Raw genomic sequence first — 16,257 nt, 5'->3', positions numbered from 1 at the left:
CAGGCTCAGGGAATCAGCACCACTTTGGTGCATGTGCCTGCATTGACCTGGGCATAACTGGCCAGGCCGTCTACCAGGGCCGCTTCCTGAAAACCGCCTGGCGCAGGCAGTATGCCTTGATCAAAGTACTGGCCAAACTGATTGAGCATTTGCGCGCAGTCTCTGCTGCTATACAGCAAGGTGTTGACCCCGACCAGCGTACCGCCCTTGCGATACAGGGCCAGCGCAGGCAAATGCACATGACCGTCCAGCGGCGCGGCAATAAAGGCAATTCGCCCAAAAGTCCGCAACGCCGGCACGGCCGCAGGCAGCCAGTGCCCCGTGGTGTCGAAAATCACCTCAGCGCCGCCCTCAAACACTGCATTCACTTGGGAATCCAGCGATTGCGGGTTATCCAGCACCAGCACCTCAACGCCCTGTGCCTGCAGCACCTGCGCCTGCTCGCTGCGGCGCACTGCCGCCAGCACTTTTGCGCCAAGCACTTTCGCCAGAGCGATAGCAGCCGTACCTACAGCGCCATTAGCACCGATCACCAGTAAACGGGTATCAACGCCTACACCGCTGCGCTGCAGAGCCTCCCATGCCGTGGTGTATGGCACCCCCAGGCTGGCGGCCTGGGCAAAGCTCAGTGATTTGGGTTTAAACGCTACGCCGTCAACCGGCAAAGCCAGATAGCCCGCATGGGAACCGTCCCGATAGAAGCCCAGCTCCTTACCCGTGCCCCACACTTCCTTGCCCACCAGTGCCTGTGGGCCATCCACAATCACCCCGGCAAAGTCACGGCCGGGAACCCGTGGCAAAGTGGTGTAAGGAAAGCGCCCGAGCACATTTTTTACATCGCTGGGGTTCAAACCAGCTGCCTTGACCTGCACCAGTACGTCGTCTGCCCCCACCACCGGCAGCGCCAGCTCCGCCAGACGCAGTGCGCCCAGATCGCCTGTTGCGCAAAACTGCAGTGCTTTCATGTTCAGCCCTTCGAATGCTGTAAAGAGGCACCCAGTGTATGGCCGTTAATCGACGGATTCCGGCCAAGGCCTTCTGCCTGCCGGCCAGATTCAGGGTTGCGGTGATGGACTTGAGGCGTACCGCGAAGGGCTTATGCCCAACTCGCGTCGGAACATATCGCTGAAGCTGCTGGGTGAATAACCCAACGAGCGTGAGATCTGACTTACCGAAACCCCTTGAATCAACTCAGCCGCCGCGGTGGCCAGTTGAACCTGCCGCCGCCATTGGGCAAAGCCCATGCCCAGTTCGCCCTGAAACAAGCGGGCCAGGGTGCGCACACTGGCCCCTGCGTTTTCGGCATGCTGCTCAAAGGCAATGGCCAGCGACGGGCTGGCCATGACCGACTGGCACAGGTTGAGCAGACGCCGGTCCGGGCTGTCGGGCATCGGCACTTTAAGCAATGTGCGCCGGGCGCGCTGCAGCTCCAGCAAGGTCAGATCAAGCAGCGCCTCGATGTATTGCGCCTGGTCGTGGGTCTGCTCCACCAGATTGATGATCAGTTCACGCAGCAACCGCCCGACTTCCATGACCTGTACCCGGCTGCCCAGCGTAGTCGCCAGCCTGGGCGGCAAATAAATATTGCGCATTTGCAGATCCGACATCACGCGGATGCCATGCGGCACCTGCGGTGGCAGCCAGACCGCTCGCTGCGGCGGCACAGCCAGTGCCTCATCAGGGGTATCGACCCACATCACGCCGCTCGTGGCGTATAACAACTGGCCCCAGTCGTGCTGGTGCCGTTCGATATACAAACCACGCGGGTAAGTGCGCGCCAAGGGTTGAACCCGCACTGCGGTATCAGACAAATCTGGCGGAGCTGCAAGAGCCATTAGCGGTACACGTCGCAATCGTAAGGGGCTATGGTAGCGAGGCAACTGAGCTACGGCCATAGGCCTTGAATGAACCCAAAGCGCCCCAACATGACAGGTTTGTCATCTTGTCATCAGGTGCCTGACAGTCCTTGTCGCTCAGGCTGACACTTTTTTCGTAAAGAGGATCTCGATGAAAACTCCATTGCGCCTTGTCGCTCTCTCGGCCCTGTTGTTGACCTCTTTGGCGCAAGCGGCTGAACAACTGACCATTGACGTACACCGTGATGCCAACTGCGGCTGCTGCAAAGCCTGGATCTCCCACTTGGAGAGCAACGGGTTCAAGGTCAATGACCATGTAGAAACGGACATGAGCAGCGTTAAACAGCGCCTCGGCGTGCAACCTCGGCTGGCGTCGTGCCATACCGGCGTGATCAACGGCAAATTCGTTGAAGGCCATGTACCCGCCGAACAAGTGGTTGCCCTGACCCAGCGCAACGACCTCAAGGGCATCGCCGTACCCGGCATGCCAATGGGTTCGCCGGGCATGGAAATGGGTGATCGCAAGGACGCCTACCAGGTGATCGGCCTGCGCAACGACGGCAAGGACCAGGTGATCGCCGAATACCCAGGCAACTGAAATACGCGAGGCGAGCGCACCATAGCGGTGCGCCCGCCCTGTTATTTTGCAGACCCGAACACCCCACATCCCCGTAGCAGCTGACGAGCGGAGCTAGGCTGCGTCCGGCGTGATGCGGCACCCCGACGAAGCCGCCGCAAAATCAGATGCCTCGGTGTATCAGTTAAACCCGGCTCCCAGGGTTTACGGCCGCTAAGCAGCCGGACGCAGCCTCGCTCCGCTCGTCAGCGACTACAAAACTGAAACAGCCTTTGTGTTAGATATTTTTCCTACAAGGCAATTCTCATTGTCTTACAAAAATTCATTGCCTTTACCTAGCACCTTGACCCATCTCTCCTACACTCAACGCTGTCGCGTCTACGGCGTGTAATTGTCGTATTTGAATAATCAAATCTTATTCGCCCGTGGTAGGTCCATTCAAGACCCGGTTGCCGCAGTTGGTGCATTCCTTGCAGTGCCCTAATCATCTTTTGAGCATGTTTGTCACGGATGACAGGGCCGATCAGCAATTGGAGGCGTACCCGCCAGTGGCCGTTGGCAGATCAATAAATACAACGGGAGAGATTCATGATCAGTGCTGCTGCGCCACATCAAGAACAACGTCTGACCCCACAGGTTGTGAAAGAGCTGATTTCACTGCCCGATCTGGCCCCTGCAGGGAGGCCCGCGCTGGCGGTGATCAATGCCAATCCCAATAAAAAGAAAGTGCTGTTTGTCACCTCCGAGCTGGCCGACCTGGTGAAAACCGGTGGCCTGGGCGATGTGTCGGCCGCACTGCCTCGGGCCATGCGTCACTTGCATGATGTGCGCGTGCTGATCCCCGGTTATCCGCAAGTGCTCAACAGCGACAACCCGATCCATATCATCGGCGAACTGGGCGGCCATGCTGCCCTGCCCGCTTGCAAGATCGGGCGCATGGACTTGAAGGACGGCCTGGTCATCTATGTGCTGATCTGCCCCGAACTGTATGAGCGCGAGGGCACGCCCTACGGTGCCAACAATGGCCGTGACTGGCCCGACAACCATATTCGCTTCGCCCGCCTGGGCCTGGCCGCTGCCGATATGGCTGCCAACCTGGCGCAAATCCACTGGCAGCCCGATCTGGTCCACGCCCACGACTGGCCTGCCGGGCTGACCCCCGCCTACATGCACTGGCGCGGGCAACGCACGCCAACGCTGTTTACCATCCATAACCTGGCTTACCAGGGCGTATTCAGCCGCGCCTGCTGCCCGGAACTGGGCATCCCTCACCGCGCCTTGCAACAGGACGGCATGGAGTTCTACGGCAAGCTGTCGTTCCTCAAGGCCGGGATGGCTTACTCCAGCCATATCACCACGGTCAGCGCCACCTACGCCGCCGAAATCACCACCCCGGCCTTTGGCTGCGGGCTGGACGGCTTTTTGGCCAGCAAAACCCAGCAAGGCCTGCTCAGCGGCATCCCCAATGGCATCGATGAAAGCTGGGAAGCCACCACCGACCCGCACCTGGTGGCCCCGTTCGCCATCGGCGACTGGGACGCCCGCGCCGTCAACACGGCCCATGTGCGCAACCTGTTCGGCCTCAAGCCGTCCAAGGGGCCGTTGTTTGCCGTGGTTTCGCGCCTTGTGTACCAGAAAGGCCTGGACCTGACCGAAGCCGTGGCGGCCTTTATCGTCGCGTCGGGCGGGCAGATTTGCATCATCGGTCGCGGCGAACCCGAAGAAGAACAGGCCATGCGTGAACTGGCACTGCGTTTCCCGGGTCAGATAGGTGTACGCATCGGTTTCAATGAAACCGATGCGCGGCGCATGTTCGCAGGCAGCGACTTTTTGCTGATGCCCTCGCGCTACGAACCCTGCGGGTTGAGCCAGATGTATGCACAACGCTTTGGCTCGCTACCGGTGGCCCGCAACACCGGCGGCCTGGCCGACACTATCGAGAATGGCGTGACCGGGTTTCTGTTCGACGAGTCCACCGTGGCCAGCTACGAAGAAGCACTCAAGCGCGCCTTCAAGGTGTTCAGCTACCCCAAACTGCTCAATGCCATGCGCTGCCGCGCAATGGCTGCTCCATTCAACTGGTGCCAGGCCGTAGAACCCTATGCCGAGCTGTATGAACAACTGGTTGCCAAGTCATTGCTGCGCGCCGTAAAGCCGTGAGCCCTGCAACCTGCGGATCTGTCTGACGTTCGATCATTTATCGCCAGCAAGGGAACCGCCAATGAGTGAAGCGCAACTAGAAGTACTCGCCGGCCGAGCCGGGCTGGCCGTTGACTGGATTGATGCCAACGGCCAGCCACAACGCGTCACGCCCCAGGTACTGGAAGCTATTCTGGCGGGGCTGGGTTTGCCTGCCGACAGCGCCGAGGCCATCGAAACCAGCCTGCTCAACCTGCAGCTGGAGCAACAGAACAAACGTCTGCCGCCCCTGCTGACGGCTGATGTCGGCAAGGCGCTGGACCTGTCACGCTATTTCCACCCCCATCGCCAGTGTGTCGTTCACCTGGAGAACGGTGAATCACTGCCAATCCAGCTGGATGCCGACGCCATGCTGCCGGGCATGATCCCCATCGGTTATCACCGGGTGCATCTGGACGATCAGCAATTCACCCTGGCCGTGGCCCCGGCCAGGTGCTTCAGCATTGCCGACGCCCTGCACCAATCGGCACCGCGGGCCTGGGGGCTGAGCGTGCAACTGTATTCGCTGCGCCGTCATGGCGATGGTGGCTTTGGCGACACCCGGGCCCTGGAGACCCTGCTGCAAGGAGTGGCAGAACGGGGGGCCGATGCTTTGGCCATCAGCCCTGTACACGCCATGTTCAGCAGCGCGCCCAAGCACTACAGCCCGTACTCTCCGTCCAGCCGCCTGTTCCTCAACAGCCTGTATGCCGCACCCGCCAGTATCCTGGGCGAAGACGCGCTGAACAGGGCCATTGATGCCACCGGCCTGCATGACGAATTGCAGCGCCTGGAACAGCTGCCGCTGATCGATTGGCCCGCAGCCACCCGGGCCAGGCAGACCCTGCTGCGCCAGCTCTACCAGGATTTCACCCGCCAAGCGCACCCGCTTGAGGCTGACTTCCAGCATTTTCGCCAACGGGGTGGCGAAGCCCTGGAAAATCACTGCCGCTTTGAAGCCTTGCAGGAACTCTGCGTGGCCGAGCAACACAGCCTCGACTGGCGCGACTGGCCCGAGCAATGGCGCAACCCGGACAGCCCGGCGCTGCTGCAGTTTGCCGAGGAGCATCGCCAGACCATCGCCTATTACGCGTTTTGCCAATGGTTGATCGCCAGTTGCCTGGAGCGCGCCCAGGCCACGGCCCGCGCCAGTGGCATGGCCATCGGCCTGATTGCCGATCTGGCGGTGGGTGCCGATGGCGCTGGCAGCCAGGCCTGGTGCCGCCAGGACGAATTGCTGGCGCAACTGACCGTCGGTGCGCCACCCGATGCCCTCAACCGCGCAGGCCAGGGCTGGGGCATTTCCGCGTTTTCGCCTGAAGGCCTGAAACGCAGCGGTTTTCGCGCGTTTATTGAAATGCTGCGCGCCAACTTTGCCCACGCCGGTGGCCTGCGCATCGACCATGTGCTGGGTTTGCAGCGCTTGTGGGTGATCCCCCTGGGGGCATCGCCCGACCAGGGCGCGTACCTGTATTACCCCATCGATGACTTGCTGCGCCTGGTCTGCCTGGAGTCCGTGCGCCATCAAGCCATCGTCCTCGGTGAAGACCTCGGCACGGTGCCGGAAGGCCTGCGGGAAAAGCTCAGCGAACGGGCGATCCTGGGCATTCGCGTACTGCTGTTCGAGCAGGACTACGGTGCCCGCTTCAAACCCATTCTGGACTGGCCGGATGATGCCCTGGCCACCACCAGCACCCACGACCTGCCAACACTCACCGGCTGGCTGCACGCGCGTGATATCGACTGGAACGAACGCCTGAACCTGATTGACCCGATTGCCGCGCAACGCTGGCGCGAGGAGCGCCAGCGAGAATGTGAAGGGCTGGACCGGGCCTTGCGCCTGGACCCGCAGAATTTTCAGGAAGAAGTCCAGGGCAACGCCCCGACACTGGACGCCAGCATCCGCTTTCTGGGGCACACCCGTGCGCCCCTGGTGCTGCTGCCGATCGAGGATGCCCTGGGGCTTGAGGAACAAGCCAATGTGCCTGGCACCGTCAGTGGCCACCCCAACTGGTGCCGACGACTGCCGGGCGATTGCAGCCTGTTGCTGGACGCCATCGATGCCACGCAACGCTTCGAGTTGCTGGCTTGCGCCCGCCTGCAAGCCCACGAACGAGACCGCTAACTCACCCAAGAGCAAGGAGCTTTACCATGAGTAATGACGACAAACACATTCGTGAATTTGCCTATCAGATCTGGGAGTCCGAGGGCCGTCCGCAAGGCCAGGAGGCCCGCCACTGGGAAATGGCGCACAAACTGGCCCAGGCGCAAGCCCTGGCCCCCTCCAAGGCGCCGGCAAAGGCCACCAAGGCCAAGGCCGCAGCAAAACCTGCCGGCGAGAAAAAACCCCGGGCACCGCGCAAGCCTGCCTCGTCTTGAGTAGCCGCCACCCCCTGTGGGAGCGGGCTTGCCCGCGATTGGATCAACCCGGCCAACCTGATGTGCCGAGGTGTCTTGATCGCAGGCAAGCCAGCCCCCACGGGCCATCTATGTCTTAATTTGCGGTTGTGCAGGAGCAGGTCATGAGTAAACACACGTCAGCACCGCCCACTGGCGACCCCTTGCGCATCCGCGAAGGGCTGCCCTTCCCCCTCGGTGCCACCTGGGATGGCCTGGGCGTCAACTTCGCCCTGTTCTCGGCCAACGCCACCAAAGTCGAACTGTGCCTGTTCGACGCGGCGGGCGAAGTCGAACTGGAACGGATCGAACTGCCTGAGTACACCGACGAAACCTTTCATGGTTATTTGCCCGATGCCCACCCGGGGCAGGTCTACGGCTACCGCGTCTACGGCCCCTACGAGCCGGAAAACGGCCACCGCTTCAACCACCACAAATTGCTGATCGACCCCTATGCCAAGCAACTGGTGGGTAAGCTGAAATGGTCCGAAGCCTTGTTTGGCTACACCATCGGCCACCCCGATGCCGACCTGAGTTTCGATGAGCGTGACAGCGCGCCCTTCGTGCCCAAGTGCAAGGTCGTCGACCCGGCGCACACCTGGGGCCATGACCGCCGCCTGAGCGTGCCGTGGGAGCGCACCATCTTCTATGAAGCCCATGTGCGCGGCATCAGCATGCGCCACCCCGCCGTGCCGGATGCGCTGCGAGGTACCTTTGCCGGCTTGATGGTGGATGAGGTGGTCGAGCACATCACCGACCTTGGCGTGACCAGTGTCGAACTGCTGCCGGTGCATGCCTTCGTCAACGACCAGCACCTGCTGCAAAAAGGCATGACCAACTATTGGGGCTACAACAGCATCGCTTTTTTCGCCCCGGACCCGCGCTACCTGGCCAGCGGCAAGATCGCCGAGTTCAAGGAAACGGTGGCGCACCTGCACAAGGCCGGGCTGGAGGTGATCCTGGATGTGGTCTACAACCACACTGCCGAAGGCAACGAGCAAGGCCCTACCCTGTCCATGCGCGGCATCGACAACGCCTCGTACTATCGCCTGATGCCCGATGACAAGCGCTATTACATCAACGACTCCGGCACCGGCAACACCCTGGACCTGAGCCACCCGTGCGTGTTGCAGATGGTCACCGACTCGCTGCGCTACTGGGCGCGCGAGATGCACGTCGACGGCTTCCGTTTTGACCTGGCGACCATCCTCGGGCGTTATCACGACGGCTTCAACGAGCGTCACAGCTTTCTGGTGGCCTGTCGCCAAGACCCCCTGCTGCGCCAGGTGAAAATGATCGCCGAACCCTGGGACTGCGGCCCGGGAGGCTATCAGGTGGGTGGTTTCCCGCCTGGCTGGGCCGAGTGGAACGACCGCTTTCGCGACACCGTGCGCGCCTTCTGGAAGGGCGACGAAGGCAAGCTGGCTGAATTTGCCGGGCGCATGACCGGTTCGGCCGACTTGTTCAACCAGCGTGGCCGCAGGCCCTACAGCTCGGTCAACTTTATTACCGCCCATGACGGCTTTACCCTGCACGACCTGGTGTCCTATAACGACAAGCACAACGAAGCCAACGAGGAAAACAACCAGGACGGCAGCAACAACAATATTTCCTGGAACCACGGCGTCGAAGGCCCCACCGACGACCCTGAAATCAATGCCTTGCGCCAGCGCCAGATGCGCAACTTCATGGCCACCCTGTTCCTGGCCCAAGGCACACCGATGCTGGTGGCGGGCGACGAGTTCGCCCGCACCCAGCACGGCAACAACAACGCCTACTGCCAGGACAGCGAAATCGGCTGGATCAACTGGGAACTGGACAAGGCCGGCAAATCCCTGCAGGCCTTTGTCAAACGTCTGATCAAGTTGCGCCTGCAGTACCCGATCCTGCGGCGTGGCCTGTTCCTGGTCGGTCACTCTGTCGACACGCCCGAGTTCAAGGACGTGACCTGGCTGGCCCCCGACGGCAACGAGATGACCACCGAACAGTGGGAAGATGCCCAGGCCCGTTGCATGGGCATGCTGCTCGATGGCCGCGCGCAAGTGTCCGGGGTGCAGCGCGCCGGTGCCGATGCGACGTTGCTGATCGTGGTCAATGCCAACCACGACCCGGTCAGTTTCACCCTGCCCAAAGTGCCCCACGGCATCAGTTGGTCCTGCAGGCTCGACACCACCGACCCGAGCATCAAGGGCCCGCAGCACCTGCCCTTCAACAAGCCCTACGAGGTTACCGGGCGCTCACTGGTGTTGTTTGAGCTGCAACACACCGAGGTGTCGTAGAAGTATTGATAAACATCAAGTGCACCCCCATAAAAAGCGGCAAGCTGTTATTTGAGCTTGCCGCTTTGAAACTGCCCCTGACAGAGGAGTGACCATGCCCACTGAATATGCTGTCGGCAACCCACTTTTATCTGCCACCCCGGCAACAGCGCCTGCCGTGCATCAAATCAAGGTGCTGACGGTCAATACGCACAAGGGCTTTACCGCCTTTAACCGCCGCTTCATCCTGCCTGAACTGCGCGAAGCGGTTCGCAGTACCGGTGCCGACCTGGTGTTTTTGCAGGAGGTGCTTGGCGAGCACGGTAAACACGCCTCACGCTACGAAGACTGGCCTGCCACCTCACAATATGAATTCCTCGCGGACAGCATGTGGAGCGACTTTGCCTACGGGCAGAATGCCGTTTACCCCGATGGTCATCACGGCAATGCCTTGCTGTCCAAGTACCCGATCAAGGCCTCGCGCAATCTCGATGTGTCGATCACCGGGCCGGAGCGCCGCGGCCTGCTGCACTGCGTGCTGGACGTGCCCGGGCATGACAATGTGCATGCCATTTGCGTGCACTTGAGCCTGCTGGAAAGTCATCGTCAGCTACAGATTGTGTTGCTTAACCAGTTGCTCAAATCCTTGCCGCCCCATGAGCCGGTGATCATTGCCGGTGATTTCAACGACTGGAAGCAGCAAGGCAATGCCGCCCTGCGCCAGCGCGACGACCTGCATGAAGTGTTTGAGCGCCATCATGGCAAGGTGGCGAAAACCTACCCCGCACGCTGGCCGGTGTTGCGCCTGGACCGCATCTACCTGCGCAATGCCAGCAGCCGTGACCCCAAGATCCTCGGCGATAAACCGTGGAGCCATTTATCGGATCATTTGCCGTTGGCGGTTGAGGTGCATTTGTAATACAGGGAAGCCCGCCATGCCCTCACCCCAACCCTCTCCCGGAGGGAGAGGGAGCTGATGGGTGGTGTTCTTGAGTCCGCGTGCGGTCGGTCCCCTCTCCCTTCGGGAGAGGGTTAGGGTGAGGGGCTTTGGCTTTACCCAGTCACCGGCCGCAATATCAATACCCCCAGCGGCGGCAGGTTCAAGGCCAGCGACACATCCTGGCCGTGGCTGGCAACCTGCTGGGTCACCACCCCACCGCCGTTGCCATAGTCAGAACCGGCATAGATGGCCGAGTCACTGTTGATCACCTCCTGCCAGGTGCCGGCAAACGGCACGCCAATGCGATAACCCTCGCGCGGTACCGGGGTAAAGTTGGTGACCACCAGCAAGGGCTGGCCATCCTTGCTCCAGCGCAGCCAGGCATAAACGCTGTTGGCCGCATCATCGCCAATCAACCATTGAAAGCCCTGCGGTACATCATCCTGCTCATACAGCGCAGGCTGCTCGCGGTACAACCGGTTCAAGTCACCCACCAGCTTCTGCACGCCCCGGTGCTCGGGGTATTGCAGCAAGTACCAGTCCAACTGCTGATCATGGTTCCACTCGCGCCACTGGCCGAACTCACAGCCCATAAACAGCAATTTCTTGCCCGGATGCGCCCACATAAAGCTCAAGTAGGCACGCAGGTTGGCGAATTTCTGCCAGCGATCTCCGGGCATCTTGTCGATCAGCGAGTGCTTGCCATGTACCACTTCATCGTGGGAAATCGGCAAGATAAAGCGCTCGGTCCAGGCATAGACCAGGCCAAAGCTCAGCTCATTGTGATGGTGGGCGCGGTACACCGGGTCTTGTTGGATGTAGTGCAGCGAATCGTGCATCCAGCCCATGTTCCATTTGTAGGAAAACCCCAGCCCGCCCTGATCGGTGCTCTGGCTGACGCCGGGCCAGGCCGTGGACTCTTCGGCAATGACCAGCGCGCCCGGCACTTCGCAGGCAACCACATCGTTGAGGTGGCGCAAAAACTCGATGGCTTCGAGGTTTTCCCGCCCGCCAAAACGGTTGGGCACCCATTCCCCGGCCTTGCGCGAATAATCGCGGTACAGCATCGAGGCCACCGCATCCACACGCAGCCCGTCGATATGAAAATGCTTGAGCCAGTGCAAGGCCGAAGCAAGCATAAAGCCATGCACCTCGGTGCGGCCCAGGTTGTAAATCAGGGTGTTCCAGTCCTGATGAAAGCCTTCAAGCGGGTTGGCGTATTCGTACAGCGCCGTGCCATCAAACTGCGCCAGCCCGTGAGTGTCATTGGGAAAGTGTGCGGGCACCCAGTCGAGAATCACCCCGATACCGGCCATGTGGCAGGCATTGACGAACGCGGCAAAATCATCTGGCGAGCCATAACGGGCCGTCGGCGCAAATTGCGACAGGGGCTGATAACCCCAGGAACCACCGAACGGGTGCTCCATGATCGGCATCAGCTCGATATGGGTGAAGCCCAGTTGCTGCACGTAAGGGATCAGGCGCTCGGCCAGCTCCGGCCAGGTGTACTGGCGGGCGATATCACCGACATCATCGACCTCACATTGCCATGAGCCTGCATGCAACTCATAGATCGACAGCGGCGCATCATGGCGCTGGCGCTGCTCACGGGCTTGCATCCACTCGCCGTCCTGCCAGTCAATGGCCAGGGGCGCGGCAACCCTGGACGCGGTATCCGGTGGCAACTGCGTGGCCAGGGCTACGGGGTCGGCCTTGAGCGGCAAGATGCCGTTGGCGCCGAGGATTTCATACTTGTAGGCCTCGCCCGCTTGCAGGCGCGGCACAAACAGCTCCCACACGCCGTTGGCATGGCGCAGGCGCATGGGGTGGCGACGGCCGTCCCAGCCATTGAAATCACCCACCACCGAGACCCGCCGCGCATTCGGCGCCCACACGGCAAAGCGCACCCCCGGTACGCCATCGACATGCATCAATTGGGCACCGAAGCAGCTGCTTAAATCACGGTGATTGCCTTCGGCAAACAGATACAGATCCATCTCACCCAGCAGCGGGCCAAAGCTGTAGGGATCTTCGCTGGTCTGCACCGCATTGCCCCAATCAACCTGCAGCAAGTACGGCCGCGCCTGTGTGAAATGCCCGACAAACAGGCCGGGCACGTTTGCATCATCAAGACGGCCCAGCACCTCACCGGTATCCCTGGCCAGTACATTGACATTTGTCGCGCCGGGCAAATAAGCCCGGATAAACTGCCCGCCCCCACCATCGGCATGTGCCCCCAGCACCGCAAACGGATCGGGGTGCTCGGCCTTGGTCAGTGCGTCGATATCCGTAGGGGCGGGTAACAGCGAGTCTTTACCTTTACCAGTATCCATGCTCGAACTCATGCTGCTCTCCGTCCGGTAAAGGTTGTGTATGCATGTGCATACTTTTCAGTCATCGACTTGGCCTATGTCCTACAATCCACAGTCCCCACCAAGACTAGCTGTTGTGGGGCACCCCGTGAGGGCTAATTGCCCTTGGTTTATGCAAAACACATGCAAAGATTGCGGCACGCACAGCGTTTTGCGCCGTCGGTCACATCAGCGGAATCAAACCTGCCCACCGCGGGTCAACCACCCGACAGCCCTGACATCCCGCCACCATGAGGTCATCGTGATGAGCATCCCCATTGCCCCTGAAACCCCCGACCCCAATATCGACCAGCCGGCCCTGCCACCCGTTCCCCCGGCGGCGCCAGAGCAGCCTGACCCACAGCCCATTGGCGACCCGCCTTGTGAGCAAGTGCCGCGAAAGGTGTGAAGCTGGCTGAACGCGACAGCGGGTGATTCGCTGATTTGCTTGACCCCGATCACCCTCTGTTCCACAGAACTGCGTTAAGGGCGCGCAAAGCCTGTAAAAACGGGGCACAGCGCCGGATGCAGCCGATTGTCGCAGGCCGTCGCCAGAGCGCATCTGATCCGGTTTTAAATCAAATACCTGAGTCTGTTCTGCAAACAGTTCGCTGGGCATAGTGCTCATGCCTGATGGAGGCTGATGAGCGAAAGACCATGAGCGAACAAATTCCCGTCCAGATACTTGAATCATTTGAGGCTCCCCGACCAAGGGCCGCAAAAATCAAAAACAAGTCCAGCGACAACCTGATTCACACCCGCAGTTTCACCGGCCTGTTCCGCACCCTGCGGATCCTGGGCGCAGGCCTGTTGTTTTTGCTGTTCTTTGGCACGGTCTGGCTGAATTGGGACGGCCGTCAGGCGGTCCTTTGGGATTTATCTGAAAGCAAATTCCATATCTTCGGCGCGACCTTCTGGCCGCAGGACTTTATCCTGCTCTCGGCACTGCTGATCATTGCCGCCTTTGGCCTGTTTGCGATCACGGTATTTGCCGGCCGGGTGTGGTGTGGCTACACCTGCCCGCAAAGCACCTGGACCTGGCTGTTTATGTGGTGCGAAAAGATCACCGAAGGTGATAGAAACCAGCGCATAAAACTGCAAGCCGCACCCTGGCGCCTGAACAAGATCCTGCGCCGCACGGCCAAGCACTCGCTGTGGCTGGCCATCAGCGTGATGACCGCGCTGACCTTCGTCGGCTACTTCACGCCGGTACGGCCGTTGGCCACTGAATTGCTGACCCTGGAAATCGCCGGTATCAGCCTGTTCTGGATGCTGTTTTTCACCGGAGCCACCTATCTCAGCGCTGGCTGGCTACGCGAGGCGGTGTGCATGCACATGTGCCCGTATGCACGGTTCCAGAGCGTGATGTTCGACAAGGACACCCTGGCCATTTCCTACGACGTGGCCCGCGGCGAAAGCCGTGGCCCGCGCAAGCGCGGGGTGGAGCCCAAGCAGGCCGGGCTGGGGGATTGCATCGATTGCCATATGTGCGTGCAGGTCTGCCCCACCGGCATCGATATCCGCGATGGCTTGCAGATGGAATGCATCGGCTGCGCAGCCTGCATCGATGCCTGTGACTCGGTGATGGAAAAAATGGGTTACGCCCCGGGCCTGGTGCGCTATACCTCAGAGCACGAACTGCAAGGCGGCAAGACCCACCTGCTGCGCCCGCGGCTGATCGGTTACGCCGTGGTGCTGGTGGTGATGATCGGCGCGCTGGTGATGGCCCTGAACATGCGTACCATGGTGTCCCTGGACGTGATCAAGGACCGTGGCCTGTTCCGCGAGAACAGCCAGGGCCAGATCGAGAACATCTACAGCCTGAAAATCATCAACAAGACCCAGGAGCCACAGCACTATCGGGTGTCGTTGCAGGACGCCGAGGACTTCCAGTTGCAGGGCAAGACCGAACTGACCCTGGCCCCCGGCGAGATTGTCGATGTGCCGGTGTCGGTCGCACTGCTGGCCGAGCGCCCGAAAAGCAGCTCGCAGACCCTGGAATTTGTGGTCACCGACACCGATGAACCGAACATCCGCAGCGTGGCCAAAAGCCGTTTCGTTGCACCGCTGAACCGTTAATCTGCAAATACTTTGTGTGTGGGAGCGGGCTTGCTCGCGACAGGATCGCTGCGGTGTGTCAGGCCAATCGCGGTGAGGCTGTCGCGAGCAAGCCCGCTCCCACAACAAGCCCGCTCCCACACATTTGTACTGCGTGCACCCCAACGCCGGACCGAGCCTTACCCCATGAAACGCTACGAAAAATTCGCCGACGATATTGCCGAACTGATCCGCTCCGGGGTGCTCGGCCCCGGGCAGCGCGTGCCTTCGGTGCGCTATGCCAGCCAAACCTATGGGGTCAGCCCCTCGACGGTGTTCCAGGCCTATTACCTGCTGGAGCGCCGCGGCCTGATCCGGGCCAAGCCGCGCTCGGGCTATTTCGTCAACACCCACACCCCCGGCGCCTTCTGTGAACCGGTGTTCAGCAGCCATGTCACCGAATCCACCCAGGTGGATGTCAGCGCCCTGGTGTTTTCGGTGCTGGACTCCATCAAGGACCCGCACACCGTGCCCTTCGGCTCGGCTTTCCCCAGCCCGATGCTGTTCCCGCTGCAGCGCCTGGCCCGTTCGATGGCCACCGCCAGCCGCGAGATGGACCCGCGCATGGTGGTCACCGACATGTCCCCCGGCAACCCGCAACTGCGCCGGCAAATAGCCCTGCGCTACATGGTCGGCGGGCTGATGCTGCCGATGGAAGAACTGCTGATCACCAATGGCGCGCTGGAAGCCCTCAACCTGTGCCTGCAGGCCGTCACCGAGCCCGGCGACCTGGTGGCCATCGAGGCCCCGGCGTTCTACGCCTGCCTGCAAGTACTGGAGCGGCTCAAGCTCAAGGCCGTGGAAATCCCGGTACACCCCCGTGATGGCATCGACCTCGGGGTACTGGCGCAAACCCTGGAGCGCCACCCGATCAAGGCCGTGTGGTGCATGACCAGCTTCCAGAACCCGATTGGCGCGACCATGCCCGAGGCCAAGAAACAGGCGCTGGTCGAGCTGCTGCGCACGCATCAGGTGCCGCTGATAGAGGACGATGTATACGCCGAACTGTATTACGGCCAGCACCCGCCCAAGCCGGCCAAGGCCTTTGATACCGAAGGGCTGGTGATGCATTGCGGCTCGTTTGCCAAAAGCCTGGCACCGGGCTATCGCATTGGCTGGGTGGCGGCGGGCCGTTACGCGCAGAAAATCGAACGGCTCAAACTGATGACCTCGCTGTGCGCCTCCATGCCGGCCCAGGCCGCCATTGCCGATTACCTGCAACACGGCGGCTACGACCGGCACCTGCGCAAATTGCGCTATGCCCTGGAAGAACAGCAAAGCGCCATGCTGGCAGCCATTGCCCGGTATTTTCCGGCGCAGACACGGGTCAGCCAGCCGTCTGGCGGTTACTTTCTGTGGCTGGAACTGCCCGAGCAGATGGACTCGCTCAAGCTGTTCCAGATGGCGTTGGCGCAAGGGATCAGCATTGCACCGGGGCCGATCTTCTCGGCCACCCAGCGCTTTCGCAACTGCATCCGCCTGAACTATGGCAGCCCGTGGGATGCTGCTTGCGAAAAGGCCATGGAAACATTGGGCAAGATCGTCAAGTCGTTAAGTTGATGCCCATATTCCTGTAGCAGTTGCCGAAGGAACGAGGCTACGT

At 61.0% G+C, this 16,257-nt stretch carries 12 protein-coding genes; 9 read left to right on the top strand and 3 right to left on the bottom strand.

The genetic code is table 11. The annotated features are described in order from the left end of the window. Window positions 1–5 precede the first annotated feature (5 nt). Entirely contained in the window at window positions 6–965 is a 960-nt protein-coding gene (locus tag BFC21_RS02440) for a zinc-binding alcohol dehydrogenase family protein (protein WP_095005435.1), read from the bottom strand. 90 nt (window positions 966–1,055) lie between these two features. Further along, window positions 1,056–1,835 carry a helix-turn-helix transcriptional regulator gene (locus BFC21_RS02435; protein ID WP_095005434.1) on the bottom strand — a complete coding sequence of 260 codons (780 nt, stop codon included), beginning with the start codon at window positions 1,833–1,835 and terminating at the stop codon, window positions 1,056–1,058. A 172-nt stretch (window positions 1,836–2,007) separates the two neighbouring features. On the opposite strand from BFC21_RS02435, the gene BFC21_RS02430 reads away from it, so the two are divergent. From BFC21_RS02430 to BFC21_RS02405, 6 genes are all read left to right on the top strand, one after another. Then, window positions 2,008–2,454, top strand: coding sequence for a DUF411 domain-containing protein (locus tag BFC21_RS02430; protein WP_095005433.1), 447 nt, complete (start codon window positions 2,008–2,010; stop codon window positions 2,452–2,454). Window positions 2,455–3,021: 567 nt separating this feature from the next. After that, window positions 3,022–4,593 carry a glycogen synthase GlgA gene (gene glgA / locus BFC21_RS02425; protein ID WP_088377069.1) on the top strand — a complete coding sequence of 524 codons (1,572 nt, stop codon included), beginning with the start codon at window positions 3,022–3,024 and terminating at the stop codon, window positions 4,591–4,593. A 61-nt stretch (window positions 4,594–4,654) separates the two neighbouring features. Beyond that, complete coding sequence (gene malQ, locus BFC21_RS02420) at window positions 4,655–6,736, top strand: 4-alpha-glucanotransferase (protein WP_088377068.1); 2,082 nt, start codon at window positions 4,655–4,657, stop codon at window positions 6,734–6,736. Window positions 6,737–6,762: 26 nt separating this feature from the next. Continuing rightward, window positions 6,763–6,990, top strand: coding sequence for a DUF2934 domain-containing protein (locus BFC21_RS02415; protein ID WP_016780441.1), 228 nt, complete (start codon window positions 6,763–6,765; stop codon window positions 6,988–6,990). A gap of 143 nt (window positions 6,991–7,133) precedes the next feature. Then, window positions 7,134–9,287: a glycogen debranching protein GlgX gene (glgX, locus tag BFC21_RS02410; RefSeq protein ID WP_088377067.1), complete on the top strand. Its 2,154-nt coding sequence runs from the start codon at window positions 7,134–7,136 to the stop codon at window positions 9,285–9,287. Between the two features lie 94 nt (window positions 9,288–9,381). Continuing rightward, window positions 9,382–10,185: an endonuclease/exonuclease/phosphatase family protein gene (locus BFC21_RS02405; protein WP_088377066.1), complete on the top strand. Its 804-nt coding sequence runs from the start codon at window positions 9,382–9,384 to the stop codon at window positions 10,183–10,185. 134 nt (window positions 10,186–10,319) lie between these two features. Here the strand turns inward: BFC21_RS02405 and glgB are convergent, their stop codons facing one another. Next, the gene (gene glgB, locus BFC21_RS02400) at window positions 10,320–12,539 is read right to left on the bottom strand and encodes a 1,4-alpha-glucan branching protein GlgB (RefSeq protein ID WP_371914929.1); all 2,220 of its coding nucleotides are present in this window, start codon (window positions 12,537–12,539) and stop codon (window positions 10,320–10,322) included. Between the two features lie 283 nt (window positions 12,540–12,822). On the opposite strand from glgB, the gene BFC21_RS27105 reads away from it, so the two are divergent. The 3 genes from BFC21_RS27105 (at window position 12,823) to mapR (ending at window position 16,214) form a co-directional block, all read left to right on the top strand. Beyond that, on the top strand, window positions 12,823–12,966 hold the full coding sequence (locus BFC21_RS27105) for a hypothetical protein (protein ID WP_162939277.1): 144 nt from the start codon (window positions 12,823–12,825) through the stop codon (window positions 12,964–12,966). A 248-nt stretch (window positions 12,967–13,214) separates the two neighbouring features. After that, complete coding sequence (gene ccoG / locus BFC21_RS02395; RefSeq protein WP_088377064.1) at window positions 13,215–14,636, top strand: cytochrome c oxidase accessory protein CcoG; 1,422 nt, start codon at window positions 13,215–13,217, stop codon at window positions 14,634–14,636. A 165-nt stretch (window positions 14,637–14,801) separates the two neighbouring features. Continuing rightward, a complete protein-coding gene (gene mapR, locus BFC21_RS02390) occupies window positions 14,802–16,214 on the top strand; it encodes a GntR family transcriptional regulator MpaR (protein ID WP_088377063.1) in 1,413 nt (470 codons plus the stop codon). Window positions 16,215–16,257 lie beyond the last annotated feature (43 nt).

It is taken from the genome of Pseudomonas sp. TMW 2.1634 (genome assembly GCF_001703595.1).
GTDB classification, from domain to species: Bacteria; Pseudomonadota; Gammaproteobacteria; order Pseudomonadales; family Pseudomonadaceae; genus Aquipseudomonas; species Aquipseudomonas fragi.
This window is presented reverse-complemented; position numbering and strand designations above follow the sequence as displayed.

Excerpts from the sequence above, each read along its gene's own strand:
- BFC21_RS02405 (WP_088377066.1), top strand. The coding sequence starts at position 9,382 with ATGCCCACTGAATATGCTGTCGGCAACCCACTTTTATCTGCCACCCCG.
- BFC21_RS02435 (WP_095005434.1), bottom strand. The coding sequence starts at position 1,835 with ATGGCTCTTGCAGCTCCGCCAGATTTGTCTGATACCGCAGTGCGGGTT.
- ccoG (WP_088377064.1), top strand. The coding sequence starts at position 13,215 with ATGAGCGAACAAATTCCCGTCCAGATACTTGAATCATTTGAGGCTCCC.
- glgA (WP_088377069.1), top strand. The coding sequence starts at position 3,022 with ATGATCAGTGCTGCTGCGCCACATCAAGAACAACGTCTGACCCCACAG.
- glgB (WP_371914929.1), bottom strand. The coding sequence starts at position 12,539 with ATGGATACTGGTAAAGGTAAAGACTCGCTGTTACCCGCCCCTACGGAT.
- BFC21_RS02415 (WP_016780441.1), top strand. The coding sequence starts at position 6,763 with ATGAGTAATGACGACAAACACATTCGTGAATTTGCCTATCAGATCTGG.
- mapR (WP_088377063.1), top strand. The coding sequence starts at position 14,802 with ATGAAACGCTACGAAAAATTCGCCGACGATATTGCCGAACTGATCCGC.
- malQ (WP_088377068.1), top strand. The coding sequence starts at position 4,655 with ATGAGTGAAGCGCAACTAGAAGTACTCGCCGGCCGAGCCGGGCTGGCC.
- BFC21_RS02440 (WP_095005435.1), bottom strand. The coding sequence starts at position 965 with ATGAAAGCACTGCAGTTTTGCGCAACAGGCGATCTGGGCGCACTGCGT.
- BFC21_RS27105 (WP_162939277.1), top strand. The coding sequence starts at position 12,823 with ATGAGCATCCCCATTGCCCCTGAAACCCCCGACCCCAATATCGACCAG.
- BFC21_RS02430 (WP_095005433.1), top strand. The coding sequence starts at position 2,008 with ATGAAAACTCCATTGCGCCTTGTCGCTCTCTCGGCCCTGTTGTTGACC.
- glgX (WP_088377067.1), top strand. The coding sequence starts at position 7,134 with ATGAGTAAACACACGTCAGCACCGCCCACTGGCGACCCCTTGCGCATC.